11 protein-coding genes are annotated in these 14,382 nt (G+C 45.0%); 2 read left to right on the forward strand and 9 right to left on the reverse strand.

Annotation, left to right across the window (positions count from 1 at the left end; all coding sequences use genetic code 11):
- The 6 genes from ACFGVS_RS16555 to ACFGVS_RS16580 form a co-directional block, all read right to left on the reverse strand.
- Complete coding sequence (locus tag ACFGVS_RS16555) at positions 1-519, reverse strand: YceI family protein (RefSeq protein ID WP_439694782.1); 519 nt, start codon at positions 517-519, stop codon at positions 1-3.
- 109 nt (positions 520-628) lie between these two features.
- The gene (locus tag ACFGVS_RS16560) at positions 629-1,201 is read right to left on the reverse strand and encodes a Crp/Fnr family transcriptional regulator (protein ID WP_274211407.1); all 573 of its coding nucleotides are present in this window, start codon (positions 1,199-1,201) and stop codon (positions 629-631) included.
- Positions 1,202-1,749: 548 nt separating this feature from the next.
- A complete protein-coding gene (locus tag ACFGVS_RS16565; RefSeq protein ID WP_439694783.1) occupies positions 1,750-3,378 on the reverse strand; it encodes a GH35 family beta-galactosidase in 1,629 nt (542 codons plus the stop codon).
- Positions 3,379-3,445: 67 nt separating this feature from the next.
- Positions 3,446-4,282: an alpha/beta hydrolase gene (locus ACFGVS_RS16570; protein WP_439694784.1), complete on the reverse strand. Its 837-nt coding sequence runs from the start codon at positions 4,280-4,282 to the stop codon at positions 3,446-3,448.
- A gap of 10 nt (positions 4,283-4,292) precedes the next feature.
- A complete protein-coding gene (locus ACFGVS_RS16575) occupies positions 4,293-5,402 on the reverse strand; it encodes a glycoside hydrolase family 43 protein (RefSeq protein ID WP_439694785.1) in 1,110 nt (369 codons plus the stop codon).
- 23 nt (positions 5,403-5,425) lie between these two features.
- Complete coding sequence (locus ACFGVS_RS16580) at positions 5,426-7,609, reverse strand: alpha-glucuronidase family glycosyl hydrolase (RefSeq protein ID WP_439694786.1); 2,184 nt, start codon at positions 7,607-7,609, stop codon at positions 5,426-5,428.
- 364 nt (positions 7,610-7,973) lie between these two features.
- Between ACFGVS_RS16580 and ACFGVS_RS16585 the strand changes: the two genes are divergently transcribed.
- A complete protein-coding gene (locus ACFGVS_RS16585; RefSeq protein ID WP_274211402.1) occupies positions 7,974-9,014 on the forward strand; it encodes a LacI family DNA-binding transcriptional regulator in 1,041 nt (346 codons plus the stop codon).
- Positions 9,015-9,020: 6 nt separating this feature from the next.
- Complete coding sequence (locus ACFGVS_RS16590; protein WP_274211401.1) at positions 9,021-9,767, forward strand: SDR family NAD(P)-dependent oxidoreductase; 747 nt, start codon at positions 9,021-9,023, stop codon at positions 9,765-9,767.
- Positions 9,768-9,857: 90 nt separating this feature from the next.
- Here ACFGVS_RS16590 and ACFGVS_RS16595 read toward each other — a convergent pair whose 3' ends face one another.
- The 3 genes from ACFGVS_RS16595 to ACFGVS_RS16605 are packed head-to-tail and all read right to left on the reverse strand — an operon-like array spanning position 9,858 to position 14,171.
- Positions 9,858-10,655: a polysaccharide deacetylase family protein gene (locus ACFGVS_RS16595; RefSeq protein ID WP_274211400.1), complete on the reverse strand. Its 798-nt coding sequence runs from the start codon at positions 10,653-10,655 to the stop codon at positions 9,858-9,860.
- A gap of 24 nt (positions 10,656-10,679) precedes the next feature.
- Complete coding sequence (locus tag ACFGVS_RS16600) at positions 10,680-12,209, reverse strand: glucuronyl esterase domain-containing protein (protein WP_439694787.1); 1,530 nt, start codon at positions 12,207-12,209, stop codon at positions 10,680-10,682.
- Positions 12,210-12,230: 21 nt separating this feature from the next.
- Positions 12,231-14,171 carry a sialate O-acetylesterase gene (locus ACFGVS_RS16605; RefSeq protein WP_439694788.1) on the reverse strand — a complete coding sequence of 647 codons (1,941 nt, stop codon included), beginning with the start codon at positions 14,169-14,171 and terminating at the stop codon, positions 12,231-12,233.
- Positions 14,172-14,382 lie beyond the last annotated feature (211 nt).

Consider the following 14,382-nt stretch of genomic DNA (forward strand, 5'->3'; position numbering starts at 1 on the left):
TCAGGCAGCTTTTGCGGTTACATTTACATTCAGTTCAAAATCATTGTAAATCAGCGTATCGCCCAGGTCTTTGAAGAAATTACCTGAACGAAATTTTATGCCGTATTTAGTACGGTCAATTACCAGTTTTCCGGTTGTAGTCAGCACGTTGCCATTTACATTGATATCCGCATCAAAAGCAACAGCGTGGGTGATACCTTTGATAGTCAGATCGCCTTTAACATGGCTGCCAGAAACTGAGGTGATATGCAAAGTTGCTTCGGGGTATTTTTCAATTGAGAAAAAATCATCGGAAGCAAGGTGGCCTGCAAACTGCGCATTGGTTGCAGGGTCGGTTACATCCAGTATTTTGATGGATGTGGTATCGATAGTGAATTTACCACCGGCAAGTTTACCATCATTTAAAATAAATTCGCCTTCTTTAACGGCGATGGTACCATTGTGTGCCCCGGTTACCTTACGGCCTACCCAGTCAATATTGCTTTGGGTACTTACGATTTCAAATTTTTGAGTTTCCATTTTATTTGTGTTTTTAATTACACAACAAAGTACGGCAGGAAATTTCAGGGGCACGTGTGACCTACATCACATTTAAAATGAATCGATATTTATGTGATATACATCACTTTCAGGTGTTATAAAGCCGGCTCAGGGTTTCTCTCGAAACGCCTAAGTATGCTGCAATCAGGTTTTTAGGGACTATATTATAAAGCTCCGGATAAAGCTTCAAAAGCTCTTCATACCGGTATTTCACATTATTATTCATGAACGATAACAGCCTTTTTTGAGCGGCCACGTATCCTCTATTAGTCCTCCATCTAAAAAAATGTTCGGCATTGTGGAGTTCATTACATAGTTTCTCCCTATCCTCATTACTAAGGCAAAGAACCTCCGTATTGGTAATACAATCTACATTGATGGTAGCCCTGGTATTGTTATATAACGCATTATAATCTGATGCCCACCAGGTGGGCATGGCAAATTGCAGGATAAACATTTTGAGATCGTCGTTGATAAAGAAGGTTTTCAAGCAGCCGGAGATTACAAAATATTCACAATCTACCTTATCACCTTCGGTAATAAGGGCCTGCCCTTTTTGAAAACGCTGCTGTTTAAAATGCGAAAAGAAATAGTCAAACTGCTCGTCGGTCAAACTGGCTATTTTAGCTACGTGCGCTTTTAAAATTTCTTTGGTTTCCATTGGCAGTTATAACTGGTGCAACTAACAATTTAAAGTTAGGAATTAATTGTAAATTCCTCATCAGTTGGCAATGCACTTCAGGGCAAACGCATCTAAATAGTTAACGGCGATAAGCTGTTATTTAATAATAGCTAACGGAATAAGCTTATAGCGTCGGGAAGATATAAGCATCAAGCGATACCTTATTTTTATTGGCTTATCGCGGTTAAATGATCCAGGCACACAAGGGACTTGTATTGGCTAACAACAGGCACAAATATTTGGATGCACCTAAATTGTACGATCAGTTTAGTGTTAACCATGCCAAAATTCAATATGTTGATTATTAAGTATTTAAATTAAAAAATATCTGAAATGTGTTAAGTTATGTTAACCCAACTATGTGCGATTTTCCTGGCAATGCGCTTGTGGGAAAATCACTTTTGAAATCTTCTGCCATATAATCGCTGTTTACCGTTTCTTGCCAAAAACACTAAGAAAAAACAAGCCAGTCATTTTGCTTATCAGCGTCTTTTGCGTGAAATAAATGTCATAATTGAGGTCGCTGCTTATTCATAGCTGTAAAGCTTAATACGCTGGATGCCATATTCGCCCGTCGGGATCCTGAGGTGCCGGCCCTGGTGGTCTTCATCGCCGTTTAAACGACGGCGTGCCTGCCATTTACCGTTAACAAAAGTGCCCTCATCAACACTTTGTATTCCTGCCCGTTGCGACTGGTTTTTGGGTTTAAAACTTATTACCAGCCCGGTGCCACCCACATAAAACTCATCTTTTGATAAAGCGATGATGATGCCGCCCGTCAGCGGCCAGGTTGCTTCTTTGGCCTTTGGTGACCAACCTAAGGTTAAATCGTGCGCAACGGTTAATATATAATCGCCCATTTCCAATTTCACAGTATCGGCAGCTTTACTTAACAACATCCCTTCCATCAAACCTTGTTTTTTGGCTTTGCTAATCTCGCCCGATAACTGGTTAATAATATCATAGCATTTGCCCAACGATTCTGTTTCGGGCTTTTTGCCGGACTCAATCGAAAAAGGAGAAAAACCCATGGCCTTATAGTGGCCAATTGCATAAAAAGCCTTTGCATCCACGCCTTCTTCAAAACGGTGTTCGGGAATCAGCAAAGCATTATCCGGCCGGGTATAGCGGTCATTCCAATACTTAAAATTGGGGTTATAAAAATCAGGCGAAAGTAGGTCGATATCCGGGCCGGCAGCTTTCCAAACATCAATTAAATGCGGCAACGGCCCACCGCTTGGGTACTGCCCGGGTTGCTTACCCGGCGCATTTAGGGCAGCGTTTACATACATTGGCAGCGGATAAACCGCTTTACCTGCCCTGGCTACTTCATTGGCATAGCTGGCAAAATACCAGGCTATAAACATTTCATCGGTAGCCGTGCTTTTACCAAAAACAGCCTCCCAGCTACCTGCTTTTTTATAGCCATTGCCCTCCCAGGCCGTTTGAATTTCGGGTACAAGTTTATCCCGATGCAAATTCAAATAAGCGATTAGCTTTTCGGGAACAGCCTGGCTAAAAGCAGCGTCGGCCGACTTTGAATGGTCGCGGGCACTGGGCAGCATGCCTATTTCATTTTCTACCTGTATCATTACTACCGTATGCTGCTGGCTGTCTGTTTGTTTTAAGTGCTGCATGAACGCGGCAAAAGCTTTACAATCTGCCTTCAATGCGTTTTCAGAAAACGGCGTAATGATTTCCTCAGATCGGCCTTCGCTGCTTTGCACACGCGGAAAGCGTTTTTGATCTGTTTTAACCCACGCTGGCGCGTAACAGCTCATGCTGTTTTTCCAGGTGCCAAACCAAAGTAATACCAGTTTAATTTGATGTTCCCTGGCGCTTTTTATAAGGTAATCAACCAGCGTAAAGTTATATACGCTTTCCTTTGGCTCCATCAACTCCCAATATACCGGGGCTATCAAGGTATTCAGGTGCATTTTTTTGAGTTTGAGCCAAATAGAATCCATGTACGCTGTACTTGAAGCGCTTGAGTTTCCTAATTCCCCGGCAGTCATCAGCAAGGGTTTGCCATTCACCAGCAATTCGGCATTATCACCCCAGTATTTAATTTGCGGCATTGCCGGGCTGCTGTTTTGCGCTTTGGTTTCAAAAGCCATCAAGCAACACCAAATAAATGCTAAAACAACTGATTTCATAACGGTTGAATTACTTTAATGCTTAATCCCAATGATAAAACAATTAATACCTTTCCAAATGATCCTGTTACTTGCCCGCGTATACCCACTGTAGCGCCTTAAGCATTGTAACCGGCTTACCCGATAAATGGGTAACATCGTCGATAATGATGTGCTTAAAAACAAGCTTTTGGTAATTACGCTCATCAAGTAAAGCAACCAGTTGTTTATTGGGCACTACCTGCCCCGGCGCTTCAAGCCCGCCTACTTCAATAAAAACATTTGCAGGCAGGCTTTTATGTTTGCCGAAATAGCTTTTTTCTACACCGAAAATACTGCCGTTATCATAACCTAAAGCCGGACTACCTATAAGAATGTTTTTAAAAAGGGTTGGCTGCGTAAACAAGGCATACGTGGCAAATAAGCCACCCATAGAATAGCCATATAAGGTTCGATTAGCAGTATCTGTTTTTAAACCCGCGTCGATAGTGGGGATAAGCTCTTTTTCGATAAAGGCTAAAAAAGCAGGTGCCCCACCGCTTTCGGGTATTGCAGGGTTCTTTGTCGGCGTAAAATCGCGATTGCGTTTATTACCCGGCGTACCTATTAAACCGCCATCGCCAATGGCTACCAATATAGGCTCGGGAATATGGTATTCCGCCATCAAAAGCCCAAGATATTCCAGTGAAGGCGAAAAATCATTATCGCCATCAACAACATACAATACCGGGAATTTTCGCTTAGCGGTATCATAACCTGCCGGGTAATGGATATAAATATCATATTGATTACCCGCCAGTTTGGAATGCATCTGCAGATGATTAGAGTTGGGTATGGTAACCAGCCTTGCCTGCTGGGCAAAGCCATACCCGCACAGCATACAGCTCAACAACAAAGTTGTTGATATTAATTTGAGCACCTTCATAGCAACGTTATTACAAAAATGGATCGATTAGTTTAATAGAGCCATCTGTATTATGCTGTAGCTCCGTCACCTTTACATTACGCAGGTGGGTTTTACCCGATATTTGGGTATCATGGTAAAATATATACCATTTGCCTTTTATTTCGATAATGGAGTGATGGGTAGTCCATCCTTGTACCGGTTTCATAAATACGCCTTTGTAGGTGAATGGCCCAATCGGTTTATCGCCTATCGCGTAGCAAAGCAAGTGCGTATCGCCGGTTGAGTAAGTGAAGTAATATTTACCATTGTATTTGTGCATCCATGACCCTTCAAAAAACCGGCGGTCATGATCCTTAGTTAATAACGGTTTGCCAAGGCTATCTAAAATAACAACATCTTTTACTGCACCGTCAAAGCTTTTCATATCAGGTGTTAACAGGGCTACACGGCAGCTGATGGCCGGGGCATCTTCCTGTTTCGAATCGGTTTTTGAGCCATCTGCCTCATATTTTCCGGTCGACCAGCGCTGTAATTGCCCGCCCCAAATACCGCCAAAATACATATAGGTTTTACCGTCGGTATCGGTAAATACAGCCGGATCAATGCTGTAGCTTCCGGCAATAGGTTCAGGCTCTGCCTTAAACGGCCCAACGGGGCTGGCCGATGTAGCCACGCCGATATGGAAAACGTCTTTTTTATCCTTTACCGGGAAGTATAAATAATAGGTGCCATTTTTATAAGCGGCATCGGGCGCCCAAAGCTGGCGGCCGGCCCAGGGAATATCTTTAATATCAAACCCAACGCCGTTATCAGTAACCTTGCCGCCAATGCTATCCATCGAAAGAATATGATAATCTTTCATGGCAAAATGGTCGCCATTGTCATTTTCGGGGATGCCTGCATTAATATCATGCGATGGATAAATATAAATTTTGCCGTTAAACACATGAGCCGATGGATCGGCAGTGTAAATGGAGCTGATAAGCGGTTGCGAAAGGAATTTTACCTTTTTGCCGGTATCAGCTTTGCTGCTGTCTGCATCGGCGGCTTTTTTTGTGGGAGGGTCGCATGCACTTAACATGCCTGCGGCTATAAAAAGCGTAGTAATTAATTTTGCGGTGGTAAATTGCTTGCTCATTGGCGTTTGGTTTATGGTGATGATTAATTGGTCATATAATTGTTGCCCCCGATACCCGGCACATAGTAAAACTTCATTTCTTTATAGTAAGATAGCGGATGCTCCGGCTTAGGATATAAGGCCCCGACACGCATTTTTGAAAAGGCTTGAAAATATAAAACACAGGCATCCCGCCATGCAGTGGCTTCAGTTAATTGAACTTTCATTAGCTGCTGTACCTGGTTAAAACGTTCCGCATCTATTTTGCCCTGCATTTTATCCCAGGTTAAACCCATTTGCTTAACAGAATCGGCACCCATATAATAGTGGTGAACCAACTCGTCCCATAACGACCTGCCAGAACGCATTTTAAAGGTCCAGCTTAAATGGTGGAACCATAAAATGTATTCATCGGGGCAGGTTTGAAGGTTTTCCCAATACGATTGTACCGGCTGCGCGTATTGTGACAGCGCATTGCTGCCCGCGCTGGTACGGTTAAACCCGATACCGGACGAATCGGCCTTGTGGTAATAAGTGGCATTCCAATCGGGCCGGCCGGCATTGTCAACCCATGGGCCGGGGCCATAATGGGTAGATACACCCATGATGTGGTGCAAACCAAGCGGAGTCATATAATTAACTGTATTCTCCCTTGATTGTAGCATAATTTTTTTTACCGGGGATACAAAGCCAGCGTCATTGGTAAAAGTCATTTTTAGCCAGTCATCGGCTATAGCCGCCGGTGACTGATCGGGGTTCCAGGCCATGCGGCCAAAGGCATACCAATTAGCCTGGGCAAAGGGATGACCGCACCAGTTTAAATCTGTGCCAATATTTGCTACACCGGCCATACCTGTTATTAGTTTTTTATTGAAATTACCCTGAAGGATACGTAATACGGTTGAACCCTTCCCCTGCGTGTAAGTGTCTGATTGCAGTGTTTCTGCAAATAACGGCGCTTCATAAACCAAATGGGTCGAAAAGCCAAGGTACTCCTGTGTTAGCTGGAATTCCATCATCAAGGCGGTATTGGGCATAGCTCCAAATAAGGGATGAAAAGGTTCCCTCGGCTGAAAATCAATCGGTCCGTTTTTTACCTGGATGATTACATTATCTTTAAACTTCCCATCAAAGGGCTTAAATTCATTATATGCCTGTTTCGATCTATCGTCGGGCACGTTGTTATCATACACAAAGGCGCGCCACATTACTATTCCGTGGTGTGGGGCCATCGCATCGGCCAGCATGTTGGCGCCATCGGCATGGCTGCGGCCATAGGTTTGGGGACCAGGCTGCCCTTCGGAGTTTGCCTTCACTAAAAACCCGCCAAAATCAGGAATGTAACGGTAAATTTCGTCGGCCTTATCAGCCCACCATTTTTTCACATCGTCATTAAGCGGATCGGCTGTTTTCAGGTGACCTAACTCTACCGGGCTGCTGAATTTTACCGACAAATAAATTTTAATACCGTACGCCCTGAAAACATTGGCCAGCGCCTGAATTTTAATTAAATACTGAGGCGAGAGTATTAACGCGTCGGCATTCACATTATTGATAACCGAGCCGTTGATTCCTACCGAGGCATTGGCACGCGCGTAATCAATATACCGCTGGTCTATAATCCCCGGCAGCTTATGCCAGTTCCAGATAGATGAACCTGCGTAGCCACGCTCTACAGTGCGGTTCAGGTTATCCCAATGATCAAGCACCCGGTACGTTATGCGCGGGCGATCTGTGATACTAAGATTATTGATTGGCTGCCGGGTTTGCAGCAGCTTTAAAAAATTAAAAACACCATACAACACGCCAACATCGGTATTGGCTGTGATGAGGATACATTTTTTTTGATTTATAAGCGCTGTCTTTATAAGATAACCCTCGCTTCCTAGGCTGTCCGCAACGACAACAGCCAGCCCTTTTAACGATTGCGGTGTGCCAATGATAATTGTTTGCCCGCCTGCTATGGTTTTAGTATCGGCAAGATGCATCGATAACATACCCTCCAACCCTTTTGTCAGTTCGGCTTTAGCGGCCTTTAGCTGATCGGATTCCGCCGGGAAAATCATATACTTCAGTTGCTGTTTATAAACCGCTACCGCCGCCCGGTTGGCTATTTTGTTATACCCGAGCCAAAGTTTATAGCCATCATCGGCAAATGCGTTGCTTACCACACCTAACAAAAGCAGGATTAGCAAACACCTATTTTTTTTTACAAAATATTTGGCCATGGCGTTAATATTTCAGCGTTGGTAAAGTTTTTTGCCCGGTTATAAAAACAATAAAATGATGCATTAAAATTTCTGAAAGCACACGTGTTATACATGTCCTATCCACAATGGTTTATAATGACTTAAGCCTTATGCAATCGATTGCAAATATATAAACCTTTATTTATATTTAGCAATTCAAAACCAATTATTCAATTATTGCTGAAATCATTTTGGTCAGTCCCAGGTAATAGGACATAAATCGATGCAATCGATTGCCCTAAATTAGCTAAACAAGCATTTAATTTTTACATTTATCCATTAAATAATCGTCGGCCATTTATGGCACGTTACGCAGTTAGTTTTAAGCGCTTTAATTAAACCCATGCCCGGCAGCGAAAAAGAGATTACCATTTACGATATAGCCAAAAAGCTCAATGTTTCGGCAGCTACAGTAAGCCGCGCACTCCAGGATCATCCACGGGTAAACAAAAACACCAAAAAGATGATTGTTAAGGCCGCCGAAGAAATGGGTTACCGTTCCAACTCGTTTGCCAGCAACTTACGCCGCAAAAACAGCAACATCATTGGGGTAATTGTACCAAGGCTCAATAGCAGTTTTACATCTGATGTGATAGCGGGTATAGAGAAAGTGGTGAACGATAATGATTATAACCTCATCATCAGCCAATCATTGGAAACAATGAAAAAAGAAATTAATAACGCGAAGGCAATGCTAAATAACCGGGTTGATGGCCTGCTGGTTTCGTTGGCCTATGATACTACCAATGTTGAACATTTTGAACCGTTTATAAAACGCAAAATCCCGGTAATTTTCTTCGACCGGGTGTTTGAGCACGACCATTATCCGCAAATTTATATTGATAATTTTAAAGCAGCTTACGAAATTACCGGGCACCTTATTGAGCAGGGCTGCACACGGATAGTGCATATTACTGCCAACGTTTTAAGAAATGTTTATTCGGAAAGGTTACGGGGATATAAAGCCGCGCTGGAAAAACACGGTATTCAATTCAACGAAAGTTTACTGTTCATTAATGATTTGAGCGTCAAAGCATCAGCCATAACCGCCCAGGAAATACTAAAAATGAACCCGCTGCCCGATGGTTTATTCTGCGCTAACGACGCAAGTGCGGTAAGCTGTATACAGGTACTCAAAAAAGCAGGGATAAAAATACCCGGGGATATTGCCGTGGCGGGTTTTAACAACGACCCGGTATCGTGCGTAATTGAACCCAATTTAACCACCATTAACTACAAGGGATTTGAAATGGGCGAAGTTGCCGCCAATTTGCTCATCAACCATTTGGTAAACAAAAACGACCTGCAACAAACCCATAGCCTGATACTAAGATCGGAGTTGATTGTACGGGAATCATCGACAAGGAAAAGTAATGACCACTAACAGATAATGGAATCAAAAACAAAACTCGCTATAGTTACAGGAGGCGCTTCGGGCCTGGGATTAGCCACGGCAAAAAAATTTATTGAACAAGGCATCAGGACAATTATTATCGGTCGTGACGAGCAGAAGCTGGCCCATGTGGCTCATGAACTTGGCGAACTTTGCAGTTATAAACCGTATGATTTGAGCCAAACCGCGGGGATACCAGCTTTAGTGGCTTCAATTGTGCAGGAGTTTGGTATACCAGACATCCTGGTGAACAATGCCGGCATTAACCATAAAAAGCCGTTTACAGAGGTTACCGACGAGGATTTTCAGCAAATTATACAAACAAACCTGGTGGCAGTATTTGCCCTGAGCCGCGAAGTTATAAAAAACATGCTGACTGCAGGCTGCGGCAGCATTGTTAATGTAAGTTCGATGGCGGCGCAGTACGGTATTCCTTACGTGATAGCTTATACGGCATCAAAAACCGCTATTGAAGGCATGACCCGCGCTATGGCCACCGAGCTTTCGCCGCAGGGCATCCGGGTTAATTGTGTGGCTCCGGGTTTTATCGCTACAGATATGTCGGCAAAGGCATTAGATAACGATCCCGCCAGGAAACAAAAAGTTTTAGGCCGCACCCCAATGGGCAAACTGGGCGAACCAGCTGACGTAGCCGAGGCCATTTATTATTTAGCCACAGATAGCGCCAAATATGTAACCGGCGTAATATTGCAGGTGGATGGCGGTAATTCGATTGGGTTTTAATTTATTTCACCTTGCTGCCTTCGCGCCTATTATTCAAATTTGTTATATCAGCACACATTTGCAAACCTGCCCGATTGGGCAGCAGGCTTATCATTTTTGCTGGCCGCTTTTGATGTAAGTGGCAACATCAACCATTGGGGCAACCCAAATGTCCTTTTGGTGTTGTTTAAGGTAGTGCAGCAACTTACTGTGGGCATCCAGGCTAACGTTAAGATTGTGCCCGCCCCCAACACCATGAAACAAAAACACCAGCAAAGTGCGCGATTGCATGGCCTGTTTAACCAGGTTAATCAAATAATCGGCAGATTGCCCGTTAATCATGAAACTATCAATGTTATCCAGGTTTACCTGTTTTAATGTCTGTAGTCCTGGGGCAACGCCCCGTGCGCCTGCAAAATCATTTTTAAGGTAATCGTAAAAATATTTATCCCCTATTTTAAGATCGCCGCATGGGAATGCAAAGGTACGCGCCGTTTTGCCGTCAATCGCTTTAAGCAGGGTATTGGTTGCTTTTATTTCTTTAACGGCACGGTCAAGCGAGTATTTGCTCAGGTCGGTTTCGGCGGTTACAAACCCGCGGCCGGGCAAACTGCCATCGCAGGGGTGATACAGGGAATGATTGCCCAACTCGTGGCCATGCGCCGCAGCTTTTCGCCATTCTGCCATCCGGTTTACCACAACCGGCGATGAGCCGATAAGGTAAAATGTTCCTTTCAAGTTGAGCGAGTCGAGCGCAGGCAGTACGTTATCAAGGTCAACATTAATTGCGTCATCGTAGGTTAATACAACCGCGCACTGTTTATTATTCCACAAGGGCTTATCCTGCGACCTTGAAATTAGCGCAAACAGTAGTAAAAAAAACAGGATGGCGTATTTGACTGGTTTCATTTAATATTCCGTTTTTTGATTTGGTTATTTAGCTGCGGGATTACCTGCCTTCTCCTGTTCCATCATTTTTTTAGCCCAGGCAATAAAGTATTTTACGTTTGGCGCATCGGTATGGCCGCCGTCGTGCTGCCGCCAGGCCAATGCCCCGTCCAGCATCCCGGTGTTTACGGGCGGCATTTTTTCTGTTTTATAATCGTTTGATACGCCAATGTCTTTTACCCCCAGTAATTTAAAAACCGCCCCCGCGGCAACTGTAGCCATATAACTCCCTTGCTGATCCAGCCACTTGGCGTCGCCCTGTTCGGGAATACCGTAGCTGATAAATGTAAGCCTTGGCGCACAAAGGGCTATCAGTTCATGCGCATCTACGGGTAAGTCCTTTGCTGTTTTAGCGCCAAAGGTAGCCTCGCTGGCCCCGTATTTCATAAAGTTGCCTGCCATCCAATAATACTCGCCACCGGTTAAGCTTTCAACCGCTTCACCAAAATTGCGGCGGTGTAATTTGGCGCCACCCTCGCCAGACGAACCGATAAGCCCCATAGCAAAGCGTTGCTCAAAGGCCAGCGTAACCAATGCGGCTTTGCCATAGCGCGATACTCCTTCAATGCCCACGTGTTTGGCATCAACGGCGGGTTCGGTCTCCAGGTAATCCAAAGCCCTTGCTGCGCCCCATGACCAGGCGCGTAAGGCCCCCCAATCGTCGGGTTTACGGGGCTGCCCTTTATTTACCAGGCCAATTATACCCCTGGTAAGCCCCTCTGCATTATCTGCCTGTATTGATGAAGGATCAATCAGCACATAACCCCAGCCATTGGCTATCAGCTGCATGGCCGTAGGCGGATCGCCCTTTATTACCGGGAAACCACCCGGCCCAAACGGCGATTGCTCTGCTACCGGGTTATAAGCGGGATATTGCTCAAAAATGGCTTTCAGCTCCGGGTGTTCTTTTACAAGTAACTCCTTCAAAGCGCTGTTTATCTTTTCCAGCTCGGCCGGTGATGGTTGTGCCGGCGCCGGAAGCGTACTGCGGGCAAACATCATTAGTACCGGCACAGGGCCTTTGGCATTGGCCGGCAGCACCAGCGTCATTTCAATGTTGACACTAATTGACGGGCAGGCGGTATTATCAACATGACCTATCAGTTGTTTGGCTATTACGGGATAAAAACCCACACGTTCTTTATCGGTTACCTTAACCGTCCAGGTTACTTTGGGTACATTAGCCGGTATCCTGCCGTAAACTTCACGCTCCATATCCTCTATAATTTCGGGGCGGCGTTGTTTCCACCACACATCAGCAGTGCTTACTTTTTTACCGTTTTTAAGGGTAAGCGCATCCGGCAAACCGGGGAAAGGGTTAGCCAAGGCCTCATCATAGTTAGCGTGGTTGGGGGCATTTTCATCACCACTTGGGCCATTACGCAGTGTTTTAATACCCAACTGTTTCATCATATTCTGATGATCCTGTTCGGCTGTAAAATTTACCGGGGCCAGGCTTTGGGCGCTAACTACTACGGGTAATGCGAGTAAAAAAAAGAAAATGGCAGTTTTCATTTTTACGGGTTTTATGGTCAATTATGGTTTATCAGTACGGAAAGGCGATGCAGGCAAACCTTCTTTGTTATACAGGTTGGCCCCATCGGGGTTATCGGCCCAGGCATACCTTACATATAATGGTATCGATATCTTATCACTCCATACCAACACTTTATCGCCCTTAATAACGGCGGTGGCCCAAACAAACTTTTTATCAGCCCCAGCTATAGCAAATTGCCACAGTTCATCCCCATTTTTAGCAACAAGCCCGGTGCCTGTGTATTTAAAAGTCAGTTCAATTTTATTACCATCTACCCGTGCCGATTGATAAACCGGGCCGCAGGGCATTATATCGTCACCGCCATAAGCTACGTTTTCGGCAGCCATGGCCAGGCGCTCGCCTACCGTTTTTTTATCGAGCGGATGAATATCGTTCCATTCGCCGGCATCAATGGTTACAGCCATGCCTGTGCCTGGTAAGGCAAGCGCCTCAAGTTGTCCCTCCCGCAACACAGCCCAATCACTTTCGGCCGGCGCGTATTGCGCCTCGTTGAAATTAGGGAGCTGGGCGTATACAAACGGAAGGTTGCCCTGCTGCCATTTATCGCGCCAGTCGGCAATAAGGGCTTTTAATAAAACGCCGTATGCTTTTGCGCTATTGACGCTACTTTCGCCCTGGTACCAGGCCAGCCCTTTGACGGTGTAGTTAATCACCGGCGCAACCATGGTATTGTAAAGGCCGGTCGGTTCATTTTGGGCAATAAATTCGGCAACGGGCTTAACCGGCTCAAACACTTGCCCTACTTTATATTGCCAATCGCCGCGCAGGTCGATGGTGTCTGCCGCCACACTCAGATAATATCTTTTATCGGGCACAAAACCGCCTTTGTCCGCGGTATTTACCACCCGCACAATTATTATGTTTTTGCCCGGCTTCAGCACACCCTCCGGTACATTATAACGCCGGGGCGGATACTGGTAGGTAATGCTGCCTACAAGCCTGCCATTAACATAAGTTTGATCGGCATCAATTATCCTCCCTAAAAACAATTTAGCTGCTTTGCCATCAAAAGATGCCGGCAGGTTTACTTCTTTACGAAACCAAACCACGCCATTCAGGCCTTTAACACCCTGGTCGGCCCAATAACCGGGTAGCCAGTAATGATGCCAGTTATACGGTATGTATGCGGTATCGTACCACGGTTTATTTTCTGTTAAGCCCTTATCAATTCCGAGCGCTGATGTATTGAGCGGATTATTAGGCGACAAATGCTTTTTTAAAACGCTATCCATAAAAGCGGCATCGCCAAATTGCTTTACCCTATTATTATAAGGTTTGATATCCGTGAGTCCCTGTTCACTAATCCAGGCCTCAATGGGTGTGCCCCCCACGCTTGAGTTAATGATACCGATTGGCACATGGTATTTTTGATAAAGCCGCTTGGCAAAAAACCAGGACGTGGCGCCAAAACCCAGCACCGTTTCAGGATCGGCCTTTACCCATTTACCGGGTAGCAAATCGGTATGTTGTCTGGTTACGTCAGCCTCTGTCTTCACAAAAAAGTTCCTGATTTGGGGGTAGTTGGCAGTAGCTATCTCGTCGGGATATTTCTCCTTTACCCGCTCCATTTGTAAAGCCATATTTGATTGGCCCGAACAAAACCAAACATCGCCAACTAAAATATCGCTGATGGTGATGCGATTATTGCCCTGTATATCCATTGTATAGGGCCCGCCCGCGGGCATTGCCGGTAAAACCACTTTCCATAAGCCATTTTTATCGGTAATAGTATGCAAAGACTTGCCGCGAAATACAATGTTGATCTTTTCGCCTGCGTCTGCCCATCCCCAGATATTCACATGTGTATTGCGTTGCAGCACCATGCCATTTGCAACCAGCTGCGGCAGCCGCACAAGGGCATAAGTGGGCAGTATAAAACTGGTGCACAGCGCGATAAGCAATAGCTTCACTGATTTCATAATTTGCCGGAACTTTTAGTTTGGAGGTTTACTTTTACGAAGTAACAAATAAAAAAAGATTTGTGCAATCGATTGCACAAATCTTTTTTTGCGTTCTTGCTCAAAACAACCATGTTATTGACCCTGCGGTCAGCTGTCTTCGTACCTCCTATGACAGTTAACTTTCCTGTCATCCTGAGGTACGAAGGATCTGTCAGCTGTGCATGACCGA

The sequence above is a fragment of the Mucilaginibacter sediminis genome, assembly GCF_051903035.1.
Classification (GTDB): Bacteria; Bacteroidota; Bacteroidia; order Sphingobacteriales; family Sphingobacteriaceae; genus Mucilaginibacter.

Bases quoted from the DNA above. Each gene is read 5' to 3' on its own strand.
- ACFGVS_RS16555 (WP_439694782.1), bottom strand. From the start codon at position 519: ATGGAAACTCAAAAATTTGAAATCGTAAGTACCCAAAGCAATATTGAC.
- ACFGVS_RS16560 (WP_274211407.1), bottom strand. From the start codon at position 1,201: ATGGAAACCAAAGAAATTTTAAAAGCGCACGTAGCTAAAATAGCCAGT.
- ACFGVS_RS16565 (WP_439694783.1), bottom strand. From the start codon at position 3,378: ATGAAATCAGTTGTTTTAGCATTTATTTGGTGTTGCTTGATGGCTTTT.
- ACFGVS_RS16570 (WP_439694784.1), bottom strand. From the start codon at position 4,282: ATGAAGGTGCTCAAATTAATATCAACAACTTTGTTGTTGAGCTGTATG.
- ACFGVS_RS16575 (WP_439694785.1), bottom strand. From the start codon at position 5,402: ATGAGCAAGCAATTTACCACCGCAAAATTAATTACTACGCTTTTTATA.
- ACFGVS_RS16580 (WP_439694786.1), bottom strand. From the start codon at position 7,609: ATGGCCAAATATTTTGTAAAAAAAAATAGGTGTTTGCTAATCCTGCTT.
- ACFGVS_RS16585 (WP_274211402.1), top strand. From the start codon at position 7,974: ATGCCCGGCAGCGAAAAAGAGATTACCATTTACGATATAGCCAAAAAG.
- ACFGVS_RS16590 (WP_274211401.1), top strand. From the start codon at position 9,021: ATGGAATCAAAAACAAAACTCGCTATAGTTACAGGAGGCGCTTCGGGC.
- ACFGVS_RS16595 (WP_274211400.1), bottom strand. From the start codon at position 10,655: ATGAAACCAGTCAAATACGCCATCCTGTTTTTTTTACTACTGTTTGCG.
- ACFGVS_RS16600 (WP_439694787.1), bottom strand. From the start codon at position 12,209: ATGAAAACTGCCATTTTCTTTTTTTTACTCGCATTACCCGTAGTAGTT.
- ACFGVS_RS16605 (WP_439694788.1), bottom strand. From the start codon at position 14,171: ATGAAATCAGTGAAGCTATTGCTTATCGCGCTGTGCACCAGTTTTATA.